This window comes from Vibrio tapetis subsp. quintayensis (assembly GCF_030409945.1).
Classification (GTDB): Bacteria; Pseudomonadota; Gammaproteobacteria; order Enterobacterales; family Vibrionaceae; genus Vibrio; species Vibrio quintayensis.
The window spans coordinates 40,878-56,409 of the sequence record NZ_JAUFQV010000001.1 but is presented as its reverse complement, the minus strand read 5'-3'; the positions used below and the strand labels follow the sequence as shown (position 1 = coordinate 56,409).

General features: G+C 46.0%; 15 protein-coding genes. 7 read left to right on the top strand and 8 right to left on the bottom strand.

Features of this window, described 5'->3' with window-relative positions:
• Positions 1-22: 22 nt before the first annotated feature.
• From hypB to QWZ04_RS00250, 3 genes are read left to right on the top strand one after another with little or no spacing between them, the layout of a single operon-like run.
• A complete protein-coding gene (gene hypB / locus QWZ04_RS00260) occupies positions 23-703 on the top strand; it encodes a hydrogenase nickel incorporation protein HypB (protein ID WP_290323869.1) in 681 nt (226 codons plus the stop codon).
• A gap of 3 nt (positions 704-706) precedes the next feature.
• On the top strand, positions 707-3,514 hold the full coding sequence (locus QWZ04_RS00255) for an FAD-dependent oxidoreductase (RefSeq protein WP_290323867.1): 2,808 nt from the start codon (positions 707-709) through the stop codon (positions 3,512-3,514).
• Between the two features lie 26 nt (positions 3,515-3,540).
• Positions 3,541-3,882 (top strand): hydrogenase maturation nickel metallochaperone HypA/HybF, encoded by a 342-nt coding sequence (locus QWZ04_RS00250; protein WP_290323865.1) that lies wholly within the window; start codon positions 3,541-3,543, stop codon positions 3,880-3,882.
• A gap of 94 nt (positions 3,883-3,976) precedes the next feature.
• On the opposite strand, the gene QWZ04_RS00245 is transcribed toward QWZ04_RS00250, so the two are convergent.
• Together QWZ04_RS00245 and QWZ04_RS00240 are read right to left on the bottom strand one after the other, a co-directional pair.
• On the bottom strand, positions 3,977-4,726 hold the full coding sequence (locus QWZ04_RS00245) for a TetR/AcrR family transcriptional regulator (RefSeq protein ID WP_290323864.1): 750 nt from the start codon (positions 4,724-4,726) through the stop codon (positions 3,977-3,979).
• Positions 4,727-4,946: 220 nt separating this feature from the next.
• Positions 4,947-5,816, bottom strand: coding sequence for a DMT family transporter (locus tag QWZ04_RS00240; protein ID WP_290323863.1), 870 nt, complete (start codon positions 5,814-5,816; stop codon positions 4,947-4,949).
• A gap of 253 nt (positions 5,817-6,069) precedes the next feature.
• Here QWZ04_RS00240 and QWZ04_RS00235 point away from each other — a divergent pair, with 253 nt between their 5' ends.
• The 3 genes from QWZ04_RS00235 to QWZ04_RS00225 all read left to right on the top strand — a co-directional run bounded on the left by QWZ04_RS00235 (position 6,070) and on the right by QWZ04_RS00225 (position 8,572).
• Positions 6,070-7,500, top strand: a complete 1,431-nt coding sequence (locus QWZ04_RS00235) for an aminotransferase-like domain-containing protein (protein WP_290323972.1) — start codon at positions 6,070-6,072, stop codon at positions 7,498-7,500.
• A gap of 66 nt (positions 7,501-7,566) precedes the next feature.
• Positions 7,567-8,250, top strand: coding sequence for an MOSC domain-containing protein (locus QWZ04_RS00230; protein ID WP_290323861.1), 684 nt, complete (start codon positions 7,567-7,569; stop codon positions 8,248-8,250).
• 97 nt (positions 8,251-8,347) lie between these two features.
• Complete coding sequence (locus QWZ04_RS00225) at positions 8,348-8,572, top strand: hypothetical protein (RefSeq protein ID WP_290323859.1); 225 nt, start codon at positions 8,348-8,350, stop codon at positions 8,570-8,572.
• 8 nt (positions 8,573-8,580) lie between these two features.
• Here the strand turns inward: QWZ04_RS00225 and QWZ04_RS00220 are convergent, their stop codons facing one another.
• The 6 genes from QWZ04_RS00220 to QWZ04_RS00195 all read right to left on the bottom strand — a co-directional run bounded on the left by QWZ04_RS00220 (position 8,581) and on the right by QWZ04_RS00195 (position 14,112).
• Positions 8,581-8,964: an acyl-CoA thioesterase gene (locus QWZ04_RS00220; protein ID WP_290323858.1), complete on the bottom strand. Its 384-nt coding sequence runs from the start codon at positions 8,962-8,964 to the stop codon at positions 8,581-8,583.
• A gap of 66 nt (positions 8,965-9,030) precedes the next feature.
• Positions 9,031-10,002 carry a hydroxymethylglutaryl-CoA lyase gene (locus QWZ04_RS00215; protein ID WP_290323856.1) on the bottom strand — a complete coding sequence of 324 codons (972 nt, stop codon included), beginning with the start codon at positions 10,000-10,002 and terminating at the stop codon, positions 9,031-9,033.
• Entirely contained in the window at positions 9,995-10,828 is an 834-nt protein-coding gene (locus QWZ04_RS00210; RefSeq protein WP_290323854.1) for an enoyl-CoA hydratase-related protein, read from the bottom strand. Before QWZ04_RS00210 ends, QWZ04_RS00215 begins: the two co-directional genes overlap by 8 nt.
• A gap of 60 nt (positions 10,829-10,888) precedes the next feature.
• Positions 10,889-12,511, bottom strand: a complete 1,623-nt coding sequence (locus QWZ04_RS00205; RefSeq protein ID WP_290323852.1) for a carboxyl transferase domain-containing protein — start codon at positions 12,509-12,511, stop codon at positions 10,889-10,891.
• A gap of 57 nt (positions 12,512-12,568) precedes the next feature.
• Positions 12,569-13,738, bottom strand: coding sequence for an isovaleryl-CoA dehydrogenase (locus tag QWZ04_RS00200; RefSeq protein WP_290323850.1), 1,170 nt, complete (start codon positions 13,736-13,738; stop codon positions 12,569-12,571).
• A gap of 8 nt (positions 13,739-13,746) precedes the next feature.
• The gene (locus QWZ04_RS00195) at positions 13,747-14,112 is read right to left on the bottom strand and encodes a MerR family transcriptional regulator (RefSeq protein WP_290323848.1); all 366 of its coding nucleotides are present in this window, start codon (positions 14,110-14,112) and stop codon (positions 13,747-13,749) included.
• A 144-nt stretch (positions 14,113-14,256) separates the two neighbouring features.
• Here QWZ04_RS00195 and QWZ04_RS00190 point away from each other — a divergent pair, with 144 nt between their 5' ends.
• Positions 14,257-15,531 (top strand): thiolase family protein, encoded by a 1,275-nt coding sequence (locus tag QWZ04_RS00190; RefSeq protein ID WP_290323847.1) that lies wholly within the window; start codon positions 14,257-14,259, stop codon positions 15,529-15,531.
• Position 15,532 lies beyond the last annotated feature (1 nt).

Genomic DNA, 15,532 nt, shown 5'->3' with positions numbered 1-15,532 from the left:
AATAAAAATAAGGTAGCAATGTATGAATAACTTTAAAGTATTGGAAATCAAAGAAAGCGTATTTGATAACAACGACAAGCAAGCCGAATTGTTGAGAGCGGAGCTAAAAGAGAAGCAACTGTTTTTGCTTAACCTGATGTCTTCTCCAGGATCAGGCAAAACAACCACATTAGTTAAGACCATTGAAACACTGAAAGACGAAATGCACATCGGCATTATGGAAGCGGACATAGACTCGGATGTCGATGCGCACACCATTGCGAAAACAAGCGCCAAAGTCATCCAACTTCATACTGGCGGTATGTGCCATCTTGATGCCTGCATGACTAAGCAAGGCCTTGCAGGGTTGGAGGTTGAAGGTGTCGATCTAGCCATTCTAGAAAATGTTGGGAATTTAGTTTGCCCAGCCGAATTTGATACGGGTGCTTCTAAAAATGCCATGATTTTGAGCGTGCCAGAAGGGGACGACAAACCACTAAAATACCCACTTATGTTCTCAATCGTAGACGTATTACTGATCAATAAAATCGACGCGATGGGCTATTTTGACTTCGATTTGAACGCAGTCATTGAGCGAGTGACAAGACTAAACCCAAATATCAAAGTGATTCCGATTTCGGCTAAAACGGGAGAGGGCATTGATGAATGGGCGGATTGGTTGCGAACACAAGTCGCGGTATGGAAAGGTCTTGGTGAGGAATAAGCTATGTCGGAAGATAAAACCAAGTTAACAAATCATGATGTGGATGCGCTGCCTAAACAGCGAGTAGTGAAAGACAAAGTACTTGATCTGGCGAACAAGATCAGCCGGACAAAGCGAGGTTCAAAATCGGGCATAACAATCGATGATCCGGAGTACAAAATACTGGAGCCAATTCTTACAGAAGATATGGCAGAGGTAACACTTTGCTTGGCATTGCGTGAGCCTAGAAGTGCAGCTGAAGTGGCCAAGTTGTGTGGTCGCACGGTCGAAGAAACTGAAGTACTGTTGTGGCAGTCGGCTGTGGCGGGTACTGCTTTCGTCAATGAAAAAGATGGGGTAGATAAGTACTGGTTAGATGTGTGGGTTCCCGGCCACATGGAAATGATCGTCAATAACAAAGATCTGATTCAGAAGTTTCCACAATTAGGTGCCGCTTTTGATGAGTTTGGTAAGAAAAAAGGCCCATTGGCAGCGGGTAACATCCCTGTGGGTTCAGGGCCGATGCGGGTAATTCCTATTGAAACCTCGATAGACGGCGACACCAAAACGGTTTCATACGAAGAAGTATCGAAGTACCTAAATGATAATGACACTTTCTCTATTTCTGATTGCGCCTGTAGAACGTCAAGAGAAGCGATGGGGGAAGGTTGCGGGCATCTAAAAGAAGAAATGTGCATCCAAATGGGCCACGCTGCTGAGTATTACGTGCGCACAGGTCGTGGTAGAAAAATTACACGAGACGAAGCGCTCGAGGTCATTAAAAAAGCGGAAGACAACGGGCTGATGCACAGTATTCCGAATTTGGACGGCTCAGGAAAAACGCACGCAATTTGTAACTGCTGTGGTTGCGGTTGTTTTGCACTGAGGTTAGCTGAACAGTGGCAAAACCCAGACATGGTACGTTCTAACTACATTGTGAAAATTGACCGAGAAAAGTGCGTTGCATGCGGCGAGTGTGTCGAAGCCTGCCCAACCAACGCACTAAAACTGGGCCACAAGCTCTGCACTTCATCGGACACACACTTGAATTCACCGGACACACACCTAAGTTCCAATGGGCAGCAGCGAACCGAACTGCCTTACGATACCGAGTGGGGGGTCGACAAATGGAACCCTGATTATCGAACCAATAAAGCGGTGGTGGTTGAGGGGGGAACAAGCCCCTGCAAGGCGGAATGCCCTGCACATATTGGTATTCAAGGCTATATCAAACTCGCTTCCCAAGGAAAATACACGGAAGCACTAGAACTCATTAAACACGAAAATCCGTTCCCTGCGGTTTGTGGACGTATCTGTCCTAAAAAGTGTGAGTCGGACTGTACTCGTGGTGATATCGATGACCCCGTCGCCATCGACGACATTAAAAAATTCATTGCGCAACAAGATCTCGATGCGAAGACGCGTTTTGTACCAAGCCGTAAAAACAGCTTTGATAAGAAAATAGCCATCGTCGGCGGTGGGCCTGCTGGCTTGTCATGCGCGTATTATCTTGCTGTTGAGGGTTACGCTGTCACAGTGTTCGAAAAGCAAAAAGTACTCGGCGGAATGCTTGCGCTTGGAATTCCATCTTATCGCTTAGAAAAAGAGGTCATCAATGCAGAAATTGATGTGCTCCGGGAGCTTGGTGTCAATTTTGAAACCGGTGTCGAAATTGGTAAAGAACTCAGTCTTAGCGATCTCAGAGAGCAAGGCTATCAAGCATTTTACATGGCGATTGGTGCACAAGCCGGGCGCTCACTAGGGATTGACGGCGAGCACAGCGTTGGCGTTACAACGGGGGTCGATTTTTTACGTGAAGTGAACTTAGGCAACAGTAAACAATTAACCGGCCACGTAATTGTGATTGGTGGCGGTAACGTTGCAATTGATGTGGCGAGAACGGCAACGCGTTTGGGCAGTAATAGTGCTAGCGTCAGTAACAGCGTAGAAATGTTCTGTCTGGAATCAAGACAACAGATGCCTGCTCACCAAGAGGAAATAGATGAGGCGCTTGAGGAAGACATCGGCATTAGTAATGGATGGGGACCAGCTCGAATCATTTCAGAGTCCGGTCGCGTTGTAGCGGTCGAATTCAAAAAGTGTTTATCGGTATTGGATGAAACAGGAAAGTTCAGCCCGATTTTTGATGAAAGTGAAACCAAAATAGTGGAGGCCGAGCATGTGCTGATTTCAGTTGGTCAGGCAATGGATTGGGGAGGGCTTTTGAATGACAGTATGATCAAACTCAACCCAAACCAAACCATGCAAGCGGACGCCACAACCTACCAAAGTGATGAACTTGACGTGTTTGTTGGCGGGGATGCGTTAACCGGCCCAAGGTTCGCGATAGATGCTATTGCGCAGGGTAAAGAGGGCGCGATTTCGATTCATCGTTTTGTTCAAAATGGACAAAGCTTAGTACTCGGGCGTATTAACCGAAACTATCGCTCCTTTGATAAACAAAGCCTAGATCTTGCGGGTTACGACAATAGTAACCGGCAAATGACCAACCATGTTGATGGGACAAAAGCCAAAACGACATTTAAAGATCTACGCGACACGTTCACGGAAGATCAAGTTAAAGTTGAAACACAGCGATGTTTGGGCTGTGGCGTGGCAACGGCAGATGAGTTTATGTGTGTCGGTTGTGGGGCGTGCACTACACAATGTAAGTTTGACGCTATATCACTAGTAAGGGCTTATGACGCTGAGGGAGTTGACCTACGTGATGCGAAGAAAACCATCATTAAATATGCTTTAAAGCGTAAAGTAAGAATTGCGGTTAATAAACCGATTAAGCGGATTAAATCAATGTTCTTTATGGGCAATTAAAGGTCATAAACAGAGGGGGCTAGGGTATGCACGAACTTGGAGTGGTAATTGAGGTGGTAAAAACGGTGAGCAATTTTGCACGCAATAACGGCGTAACTAAAGTTGACACTATTGTTTTGCAAATTGGAGAACTCTCATCGATGATCCCTCGGTTTATAGAAGAATGCTACCCTGCCGCCGTCGATGGTACGGCGTTTGAAAAGACCAAATTGAAGATTGAAATTCTGCCTGCAAATGCGATGTGCAAGCAATGCCACCATGTGTTCAACGTGATTCAGAATCGCTCTCATTGTCCAGAATGTCACAGTGCGGAATGGGGGCTGTTAGGAGGGAAAGAGTTTACGATAAAAGAAATCATTGCATGTTAGTCATGCTAGACAACAATAAATTCACCTAAAGAAAAAGAGCCGACAATCTCAATCAGATTATCGGCTCTTTTCATTCAATTCGAGTTATTGCTATTTAGTCTTCTTTGCCAAATAGTTCGTCATAACGTCGTACTAATGAACGCTGGTCGGTACGGTATGAATTAAGCGGTGCTTTGCCTTGCGCTGCATCTAGAGTGTGATCTTCGTGACTTATTCTCAATTCTTCGTATTTTGCTTTAAGAGCATCAAGGGTAGGCTTGCCCTCTGTGGTGGCGTATGGGCTCATTAAGGCAATCATTTTTAATACGCCTTGATATACTGCAGCACGCGATATTTCTTGATTGCGAGTATTCGCCATCCAAGAACTTAGCCAGAAACCGGCCACCAAACGCATCAGCTCCACCAAGTCATAGATAGCATCGTCGTCGATGGCGATAACCCCCTCTTTTCTCATTCTATACAGCGAGGTTTGGGCTCGTTCACTAAGCTGTTTATGGGCGCCTAAGTATTTTTGATGCAGGTTTTCGTCTTTAAGTAGAATGTCAGGCATGCTGGCGTGAAAGAAACGAAATCGCCAAATACTATCGAATATCTGGTCACAATATTGTCGTAGTGTTTCTGCCGCGGACGTGTCTTCAGATGCAGGTAAAAATGACTCATCCATGTAACAGATATATTCTTCAAAAATGGAATGAATGATGTCTTCTTTATTTCGAAAGTGATAGTAAAGGTTACCCGGACTTATTCCTAAGTGTGCCGCGATATGGTTAGTCGTAACGGAACGTTCACCGAGCTTGTTGAACAGCTCTAGGCTTGCATAGATGATTTTATCACGGGTTTTCATTCATTTTCCAAACAGACATTAAAAATACATTTTTTATTCTACCAGCTAAGATAGCGTCTAATGGTAGGACAAGCAATCACTTAGAAGTTTGACGTAAGTTGTGATTCGATCGATTTCAATAGTGGTTAGCTTAGCCCTTATATTCCCGCGTGTCTTGCACTGTTATTGGCAACTTAGTTTGTGTTTCCGCGAGAGGAGTACCGGAAAAGTTTCATATAATTTAAGAACGAAAGCCAAGTATTTTCTGAATTTGAGTAAAACGAACGTAAATAAACAAAGACAGTAAAATCACGCTTCCGCCAATCAACTTCTGTGCGTCTAGTTGTTCGCCTAGAAGGGTAAAGCTCATGATCATGGTCCAAACGGGTTCTAGAATCATTAATAATGATGCCGTTTCGATTTTGACCGTAAATTGCCCCATGGTTTGAAACAGATAGCGAATCGATGTAGCGACAAGGGTTGAAACCGTGAACCAAAAAATGGTTTGATTGGTGATCTCAAATTCAGCTGTGGTACTAAGCAGTGCGAAAACGGTGCCCGCTGCGCCTACCGTAAACAACTGCAAGGTGATGGTCACTAACGGTTTTACGCTGGCACTGACTCTTTTGTTTAATACAAAATGGACAGAGAGCAGGGCTGACGCAAGCAGAAAAAATAATTGGCTTTCTTCTATATGCCAACCATTGCCTAACGTAAGCAAAGCCATGCCGAGAATACTGATTGGTAAAGCAAACCAAAATGAGCGATTTGGTCTGCTGCGGAATAGTACCCACGCAGTCATTGGAGCAATGATCATCGCTAGCGCCATAATGAATGCGCCTTCAGACAACCCCTCACTTATTGATAAGGCGTAAATCCATACCTGCAGTGAGATCGCCAAAAATAGGCCAACGCCACAAGACGCTGCGATTCTCTTTAGACCTAACTTAATGATGGATTTATAGCAAAAAGGCAAAAGAATCAAGCTTGCAAGCAAAAACCGTGTGGCAATGAATGTGTCGCCCGGTACGTCTTGAATCACCATTTTGGATGCAATCCAGCCGATGGCGGCTAGAATGGTTGCAACAAATAGATAGAGTTCTCCGCGCATGTTTGTCTCTTTTTATCGTTAATGACTTATCAAACACTCATTAGGCATAAGTGAAGGAGTTTACGCCTAATATGGATGTCGCGGAAGCATACGCCCAAACCAAAAAATAGCAACCTTGAGCGTGGTTCTGTACGTATTCGGACAATAGTTAAATCGGTGATTAAGCGACAACTCAAACGCTTTTGTGCTGAATTTCCACTGGACTACATCTGGTGATACAGTGTTCGGCCAAGGAATGGTGGAAGACATTTTAATGACGCGTTACGAACGACTGGCTAAAGATCTAAAGCGACAGATCACGCAAAAAGTGTGGCGTTCTGGCGACAAAATCCCGTCTGTAAGAGCGAGCTGTAAGAGCACAGGCTATAGCATTTCTACCGTATTACAGAGTTATCAATTACTGGAAAGCCAAGGATGGGTGGTAGCCAAGCCTCAATCTGGTTACTTTGTTGCTCCACAAATAGAAGATTTGATTGCTTCACAGTCTGAGCCTGTTTCTACATCGGTTGTTTCACCTAAAGTCCGTGACGTTAATATTAACGATTTGTTGTTTGGTGTCTTAAAGAAAAACCAGCAACCCGATGTCATCCCACTAGGCTCTGCCTTTCCTGACCCCTCTCTTTTTCCGCAACAAACGTTGGCGAGAAATTTAGCCAGCGCCAGTCGAAAAATGCCGGAAAATAGCGCCATACTGAACATGCCGCCGGGCAGTGACAGTTTGCGGCGGACCATCGCTCAACGCTATTCTCAGCAGGGGTTAAGTGTTTCTCCTGAAGACATTGTGATTACGTCTGGTGCGATGGAAGCCTTAAATTTGAGCTTGCAAGCGGTGACCAAACCGGGCGATCTCGTGGCGATAGAAAGCCCTGCTTTTTATGGAGCGTTGCAGGCGATAGAGCGACTTAACTTGAAAGCGGTCGAGATTACTACTCACCCAACTAAAGGTATTGATATATCGTCTCTCGATCAGGCGTTCACTGAGTTGCCAATCAAAGCTTGTTGGCTAATGACTAATTTCCAAAATCCATTGGGTTACTGCATGTCAGAGCCGAATAAACAAGCTTTAGTCAAGATACTAAACAAACACAACGTCCCCATGATAGAAGACGATGTGTACTCCGAGCTGTATTTTGATGCAGAAAAACCTAAGCCAGCTAAAGCCTATGATGAGCATCATAATGTGATGTTGTGTGGTTCCTTTTCTAAGTGTTTGTCTCCTGGGTTCCGTTTAGGTTGGGTCGTTGCGGGGCCAAGGAGTGTATCGATACAAAGGTTACAGCTAATGTCGACGTTATCGACCAGCGTGCCAATACAGTTAGGAATAAGCCATTATCTGCAATACGGCGCTTACGATGCTCACTTAAGAAAGCTTCGACGAACGTTAGAGCAGCGCAAAAATCAGATGCGGAATGCCATTAAAAAGTACTTTCCACCGTCAGTTCGCATTACTGACCCAAGTGGCGGTTACTTCTTTTGGTTAGAGTTTGGTAACGATTTCGATTGTTCAACATTCTACGAGGCCGCGTTAAATGAACAAGTGGCTATCGCGCCAGGCACACTGTTCAGTAGCCAGAAAAACCACACAAGACATATTCGAGTTAATTATTCTTACTTATGTGAAGGCAAGGTTCTGGAAGCAATAAAGCGACTTGCTCAAGTGGCGTACAATATGAGTATTTTATAAATTATCCCTGTGCCGGTTTACCTAGGTAACTAAAATTGCTAGGGTTCTGCAAAACGGAGATTGAACATGACAAAGCAAATTTACCTAAACGGAATTTACCGTGGAAAAATCCAACAGAGCCATGGCTTAGAAACAGCAATAGACAAAAGCACAATTGAGGGTGACGTGTTTTTGTCAGCGTTGGGCCTAGACGGTGATGAATGTGCCGATAAGAAGCACCATGGTGGTGTCGAGCGTGCTTTACATCAATACCCAGCTGAACATTATGCTTACTGGAAACAAAAGTATGGTGACGATATGAACTGGTCGGCTCCCGGTATGGGGGAAAACTTGAGTTCTATCGGTATGACTGAAGACACGGTATGCATTGGTGATCGCTATCAATGGGGCGAGGCGGTTATTGAAGTGAGCCAGCCGCGCTCACCATGCTTTAAGCTGAATAAACGCTGGGGTGTTGATGGTTTGTCGGTTGGTATGCAAGACATTAGCCGTTGTGGCTGGTTATACCGTGTTATCACTCCGGGTAAAGTAAGTAAAAATACCCCTTTAAACTTGATAGATCGCCCAGAACGCGCCATGTCTATACGTGAAGTATGCGATGCCTTTTTTGGTGACCCTTTAAACAAAGATGGTTTAGAAATGCTGAAACAGCAGAGCAGACTGTCAGACAGTTGGATGAGTAAAGTATTGATTCGTTTAGAGACCAATCAGGTTGAAAACTGGAATTTCAGGTTGCTAGGCCATGCATAAAGTTAAACTGTTCTGTTTTTTATCGTTAAATCTGTTCTATGCGTAACAGTTAATGGCGTGTTGCAATGGGAACTCATTCATAAATTGGGTTCTTTTGATGAAAACGACAAAAACTAAACATGAACTAAGGCTTCTTGCGGTCACGATTGTAGGTGCCTTTTTAGTGATCTTCGGTCACCTAATTTTAGCCAAAAGTTTTGCCGATCTCCCATGGACTGAGGCTACCGCAGCAGCCATTCCGCTCATCCTATTAATGTTGAGCGTCGGTAGTGTTTATTACGCGGTTAAAAGTGAAGATGAAGACAAAACTGAAGCTGAATGAGTTGATCATCAAACAGCCAATAATTCAGTACGGATTTGGTCAGGTATGGCAATAGACGTTTTGCTTTTGTAGTCAAAGTAAATGAGCACCGCTATCCCAGATGCCACCTCAATACCGTCTTGCCACGCGGTGTGTACAACTTGGCAAGAAGAGTTGCCGAGTTTTCCTATCGTGGTGCGTATCTCAACGGGTTTGTTCCAATAAGACTGCGCTTTTAAATCAACCTCAATTCGAGCGATGATCAAAGGCCAGGTTTTTAGGTCTAGGCTAGGGTGAAAAATTTCGAATATCGGCGTTCTGGCGTGCTCGAACCAAATAGGAAATGCGGTATTACTGATGTGGCCTAATGCGTCAGTATCGGTAAAGCGTGGTTTGATGGCGCATTCAAACATTGTCAGTTCCTTTAATTTTATGGTGTCTGTCCGGTATAAATCTGCCTAGCGTATAACGTGCCTGTCTCATTTAGATTTCGTCTTGGATACAGAACGTGCGTAAAGAGCTAACGAGACTTTTGAACTGGGTTGACGGTTTAGTCGCTGGCTTATTTCCCAACCCGCTTTCGCGACTTCCATCAAGTCGACTCCCGTGTGTATGCCAAGCTCATGGCACAAATACAGTACATCTTCGGTCGCTACGTTTCCTGCTGCTCCCTGTGCGTACGGGCAACCTCCCAATCCTGCAACACTGCTGTCGATCACCTCAATACCCATGAGTAGTGACTGATATATATTGGCTAGAGCTTGGCCCCAAGTATCATGAAAATGAACCGCGATGTTTTGGTTTGGTATTTGAGACAAAACGGCTTCTAACATTTTAGCGGTACGGACTGGGGTTCCGGTTCCTATGGTGTCGCCGAGGGAAACCTCAAAGCAACCAAGATCAATCATCTCCTTTGCAATCTGTGCGACTTGTTTAGGCTCGGTTGCGCCATCGTAAGGGCAGTCCATCACGCAGGACAAATAACCACGAACCGGGATGTTGAGTTGACTGGCTCGCTTAATGAGTGGAATAAAGCGTTCAAAACTTTCGGTAATCGAGCAATTAATATTGTGTTGGCAAAACCCTTCAGAAGCGGAGCCAAATATGGCTACTTGATCTACTCCTGCAACAATGGCTTTTTCTAGCCCTTGTAAATTGGGTGTCAATGCAGAATAAACCACATTGGGCGTTCGATGTATGCGTTGCAGTATTTGATAAGAGTCTGCCATTTGTGGCACCCATTTGGGAGAAACAAATGAGCCAGCTTCGATATGGGTTAACCCGGTGGCTGAAAGTTGATTGATCAAAGCGATTTTGGTTTCAGCGCTGACTTTGGCTTCGTTTTGCAAACCATCTCGAGCGCCCATTTCAACGACGCGAACATGGCTTGGTAAGCTGCTAGCAACCACAGAAGCGCTCGTAAGCGCGGGAAAGGGGAGGCGATTACTCATCGGAAGACCATTTAGGCGGTCGTTTGTCGAAAAACGCACGTAACCCTTCTTTTCCTTGTTTTGAAGCTCGCGCATCAGCAATCAATTGGCTGGTATGGGTTACTAGATCGTCATCAATGGGATGAGCGTAACAATGAGCACATAGCTGCTTGGTTTGAGTCAAAGCATTTGGGCTATGGGCAAGTATGGCATCAATAAACTGGCTGATGGGTGTTGATGGCTGGCGGGTTAGACCATGCGCTTCAACTTGACGATGGATGATCCCCAATTTAAGTGCTCTGTTGGCACTGATGGTTTCAGCGGTAAGCATATAGCGCCGAGCTTGACGTGTTCCTATCGTTCGATTCACATAGGGCCCAATTGTGGCCGGGATCAGCCCGAGTTTGACTTCACTTAAGCAAAACCGAGCACTTTGGCAAGCAATGGCCATGTCGCAACAGCAGATGAGACCAAGCGCGCCACCAAAGGCGCTGCCTTGAATGACGGCAAGGGTGGGGTGTGGGAAGTTATCTAGTGAGTGAAGTAAAAGTGCCAAGTTATGTGCATCTTGTTGATTTTCATCATTTGATTTATTCGCCATGGATTGCATCCACGAAAGATCCGCTCCAGCAGAGAAATGTTTACCGTTGGCTTGCAATATGAGGCAGCGAATTGCAGGGTTATCAGCCAGTGTTTGAAGGTGTGTGAGCAGTTGATTGATGATTACATCGTCAAAGGCGTTGTATTTGCTGGGGCGGTTGAGTGTCAGCGATGCAACCCCTCTGTTATCGATATGGCAAAGCACATCCTCGGCACGATGATCCATTTGTTCTGCCTCATTAGTCATTTGATCTCCTTATTTGTGGTTTGTTTGTCAACGTCCATAGTGAAAGCGATATAGCGATCGCTACATACGGAAAATACCGAATGTGCTTTCTGGAATAGGGGCTCGTAGTGCTGCCGCGAGTGCGTATCCAACGAGCTCTCTCGTGTCTTTGGGGTCAATGATCCCGTCGTCCCAAAGGCGAGCACTGGCGTAAAATGGATGACTTTGTTGTTCATATTGATCAATGATCGGTTGCTTGAATTGAGCTTCTTCCTGCTCGCTCCATGGCTGGTCTGTTCGCTTCTTAATATCTCGCTTTACTTGAGCCATCACCCCCGCAGCTTGTTCTCCACCCATGACGGAAATTCGGGCATTAGGCCACATCCACATCATGGTTGGGTTATAAGCTCGGCCACACATTCCGTAGTTTCCTGCTCCGTAAGAGCCGCCAATGATGACGGTGAACTTTGGCACATCAGCGCACGCCACCGCCATGACCAACTTTGCGCCATGCTTGGCAATGCCCTCAGACTCGTATTTCTGACCCACCATGAAACCGGTGATATTTTGTAAGAAAAGCAGAGGGATTTTTCTCTTTGCACACAGCTCTATAAAGTGCGCGCCTTTTTGTGCAGACTCTGAAAATAAGATGCCGTTGTTGGCGACGATGCCGATGGGGTTGCCATGTAACTTGGCAAAGCCACAGACTAGCGTTTGCCCATATAAGGCTTTAAATTCGTCGAAGTCTGAGTCGTCTACCACTCGAGCGATGACTTCTCGTACATCAAATAAATGGCGTAAGTCGGCGTTAACGATGCCGTATAGTTCTTTGGCTTGGTATCTCGGTGGGGCGATGGATGGTTTTGACAGCTTAGTGGCAGTCATTGATTCCGATGAGGCTTGGTTGCAACTGCTGATCGCTTGCCTTGCGATGGTTAATGCATGGGCTTCGTTGTTTGCGTAATAGTCGGCAACGCCAGATTTTTTACAATGCACATCCGCACCGCCTAGTGCTTCTGCGGTTACGATCTCCCCTGTAGCGGCCTTGACGAGTGGTGGTCCGGCTAGAAATATGGTGCCTTGTTGTTTAACGATGATGGATACATCAGCCATAGCGGGCACATAAGCGCCACCTGCTGTACATAAACCCAATACAGCTGCGATTTGAGGAATTCCCTTGGCAGACATGCGTGCTTGATTGTAGAAAATTCGGCCAAAGTGCTCTTTATCTGGAAATACTTCGTCTTGATGGGGAAGGTTAGCCCCGCCAGAATCCACTAAGTAAACGCAAGGTAAATGGCATTGTTCGGCAATTTCTTGTGCGCGTAGGTGTTTTTTTACGGTTAATGGGAAATAGGTGCCGCCTTTTACTGATGGATCGTTGGCGATGACCATGCACTCAAGCCCATGAATCAGGCCAATGCCAGCCACAACACCTGCGCAAGGAAGCGCATCTTCATATACCCGCCATGCCGCGAATTGGCCGATTTCTAGAAAATGTGAATCTGGGTCAAGCAAGTGGGTAATTCTTTCGCGAACGGGAAGCTTTCCTTTGGCTTTTTGGCGCTCGATTGCCGACGCGCCACCGCCTTGTTTGATAACGTCTAGATTCGATTGGAGGTTTTCTAACATTGTGGTCATGACTTTTTCATTAGCGATAAAGTGTGGGTCACTCGGCTTTGCTTTTGTCTGAATAATGGTCATGACTCATCCTTTTCATGTTGAACACTTAGCTGTGAGTTGATTTAGCTAGGAGTTAAGTTAGCGAGACTCTTCAAACAACTCTCGGCCAATCAACATTCGCCTAATTTCTGAGGTGCCAGCACCAATTTCATATAGTTTTGCGTCTCGCAGTAATCGACCTGCCGGAAACTCGTTGATGTAGCCGTTACCGCCTAGAAGCTGAATGGCGTCTAATGCAATTTGAGTCGCCAATTCGGCGGCATATAGAATCACGCCAGCGGAATCTTTTCTGGTTGCCTCTCTTCTATCACACGCCGCCGCTACGGCATAAAGGTATGCACGGGCCGCGTTTGTGCGGGTATACATATCGGCGACTTTGGCTTGCACGAGCTGGAATTCACCAATGGAACGACCAAATTGCTTTCGGTCATGTACATAGGGAATAACAAGATCAAGGCAAGACTGCATGATGCCAACTGGGCCTGCGGCTAGCACCACTCGCTCGTAGTCTAATCCGCTCATGAGCACTTCAATTCCATGATTAAGTGATCCGAGAATGTTTTCTTTTGGTACTTTGCAGTTGTTGAACACCAATTCACAGGTGTTGGAGCCGCGCATGCCGAGTTTGTCTAGTTTATGGGCATGGCTAAACCCTGCAAATTGGCTCTCAACAATAAACGCCGTAATACCGTGTGATTTTTCATTTGGATCTGTTTTCGCGTAGACCACGATGGTGTGAGCATCAGGCCCGTTGGTGATCCACATTTTGGTACCGTTAAGCACGTAATGAGTACCATCGAAAACGGCATTGAGCTGCATGCTGACAACATCTGACCCGGCATTGGGCTCGCTCATGGCTAATGCACCCACATGGCTACCATCGATGAGTTTGGGTAAGTATTTATCGCGTTGTTCTGGTGTTCCGTTACGAAAGATTTGATTCACACAAAGATTGGAGTGTGCCCCATAGCTTAGGGCTACTGATGCCGAAGCTCGGCTGATTTCTTCCATTGCTATAACGTGAGCCAAATACCCCATATCCGCACCGCCATATTGTTCGCCTGCGGTGACGCCGAGTAATCCCATCTCGCCGAATAACGGCCAAAGGTGATTTGGAAACTCATTATTTTTGTCAACTTCAGCGGCAATAGGCGCGATGTGGTGCGTCGCGAACCCGTTAACTTGCTCGCGCAACATGTCGATGGTTTCACCCAGTGCGAAATTGAGCGGAGAAAAAGCATTTTTCATAAATCCTCCTAATTGGCGAGCGCCTGTTGGCAGCGTTCCCGAGCTTGATCCAGCTCTGCCATAACCACGTTAATATCATCAAGCTGTTGCTGTAATAGCGCTTGTTTGTTGTCGATGATGTCGAGCATTTTTTTTAGTTGAACTTCGCCATGATTGGTATCGTAAAGCTCTAGTAACTCGCCGATTTCCGCTAATGACAAACCCAGTCGTTTACCTCGAAGAATGAGCTTGAGTCGGGTTTTGTCTCGCCGTTGGTAAAGTCGGATCTTGCCTTGTCGTTCTGGGTGGATAAGTCCCATGTCTTCGTAAAATCGAATGCTTCTTGTCGTGACACCAAACTCGTTTGCAAGCTCACTAATTTTGAACGTTTCCATAAATCCGTTCCTCTACATCGACTTGCACTGCGGACGATTGTTAAATTTTTGTTTCTTTACGTTAACGTAAATGTTAGTGCTATGCTTACGTAAACGTCAAGGTAGGTCGGCACAAATAAACACATCGTTAGCGGGGGCAAAGCAATGGATAAAACCATTTGGGTAGTAGCTGCAAAACGAACACCTATTGGCCGCTTTCAAGGCATGCTGAAAGAATTCACTGCTCCCCAGTTAGGGCAAGTTGCCATCCAATCCGCTCTCAATGATTTAACCAGTGATCGGGCAATATTCGATCTCATTCAAGAAGTCTTCATGGGTTGCGTGTTACCTGCAGGGTGTGGCCAAGCACCTGCGCGTCAAGCGGCGATGGGGGCGGGGCTTTCGTACTCCGTTGGGTGTACAACCATTAACAAAGTATGTGGTTCTGGGATGAAGTCGGTGATGTTGGCTTATGATTTGATTCAGTCTGGAAGCGCTAAAGGCGTTCTGGCTGGTGGCATGGAAAGCATGACCAACGCTCCCTATTTACTAAAAGACGCCCGTTCTGGTTTGCGTCTTGGCCACAAAAAAACGTTTGATCATATGTTCTTAGACGGGCTGCAAGACGCCTATAGCAACGAATTGATGGGCGTGTATGCTGATAGCATTGCGCAGAAATACGACATCAGTCGAGATCAGATGGATCAGTGGGCATTGCTGTCGTTAAGCCGAGCGTTAGAGGCGCAGCAGAGCTTACGATTTTCAACTGAAATAGCGCCTGTTGTTTCAGATTGTGTTTCTGCGTCTAATAGCAAATCGGATAGGCAAAGTGCCGCCTGTTTAGATTTTGATGAGCATCCTCGAGAAATTAAATCGGACAAAATCCCACACCTTCGCCCTGCATTTTCGCCAAACGGTCGCGTCACTGCCGCCAATGCTAGCTCAATCTCTGATGGTGCGGCCGCACTGGTGTTAATGGATGCTGATTATGCGAAACAACATGGCTTGAAACCACTCGCCAAAATTGTAGGGCACACCACCCATGCTCGCAGTCCAAGTGAATTTACCATTGCGCCAATCTATGCCATTGAACAATTACTTACAGAGCGACAATGGTCTGTTGAGGATGTGGATCTTTGGGAGATCAATGAAGCCTTTGCGGTGGTGACTCAAATAGCGGTGCAGCAGTTAAAACTGGATATCGAAAAAGTGAATGTGAATGGTGGTGCGTGTGCGTTAGGTCATCCAATCGGGGCTAGCGGTGCACGAATTATCGTGACTTTGATACATGCCTTGAGGTGCAAACAAGCCACTGATTTAGCCGAGAGTAACAACAAATCTCAAGGCCAAAGTGAAGCGAAAACGATGCGCGGAATCGCGACGCTGTGCATTGGTGGTGGGGAAGCGACGGCGATTGCTATTGAAATTGAAGGAGCCTGAG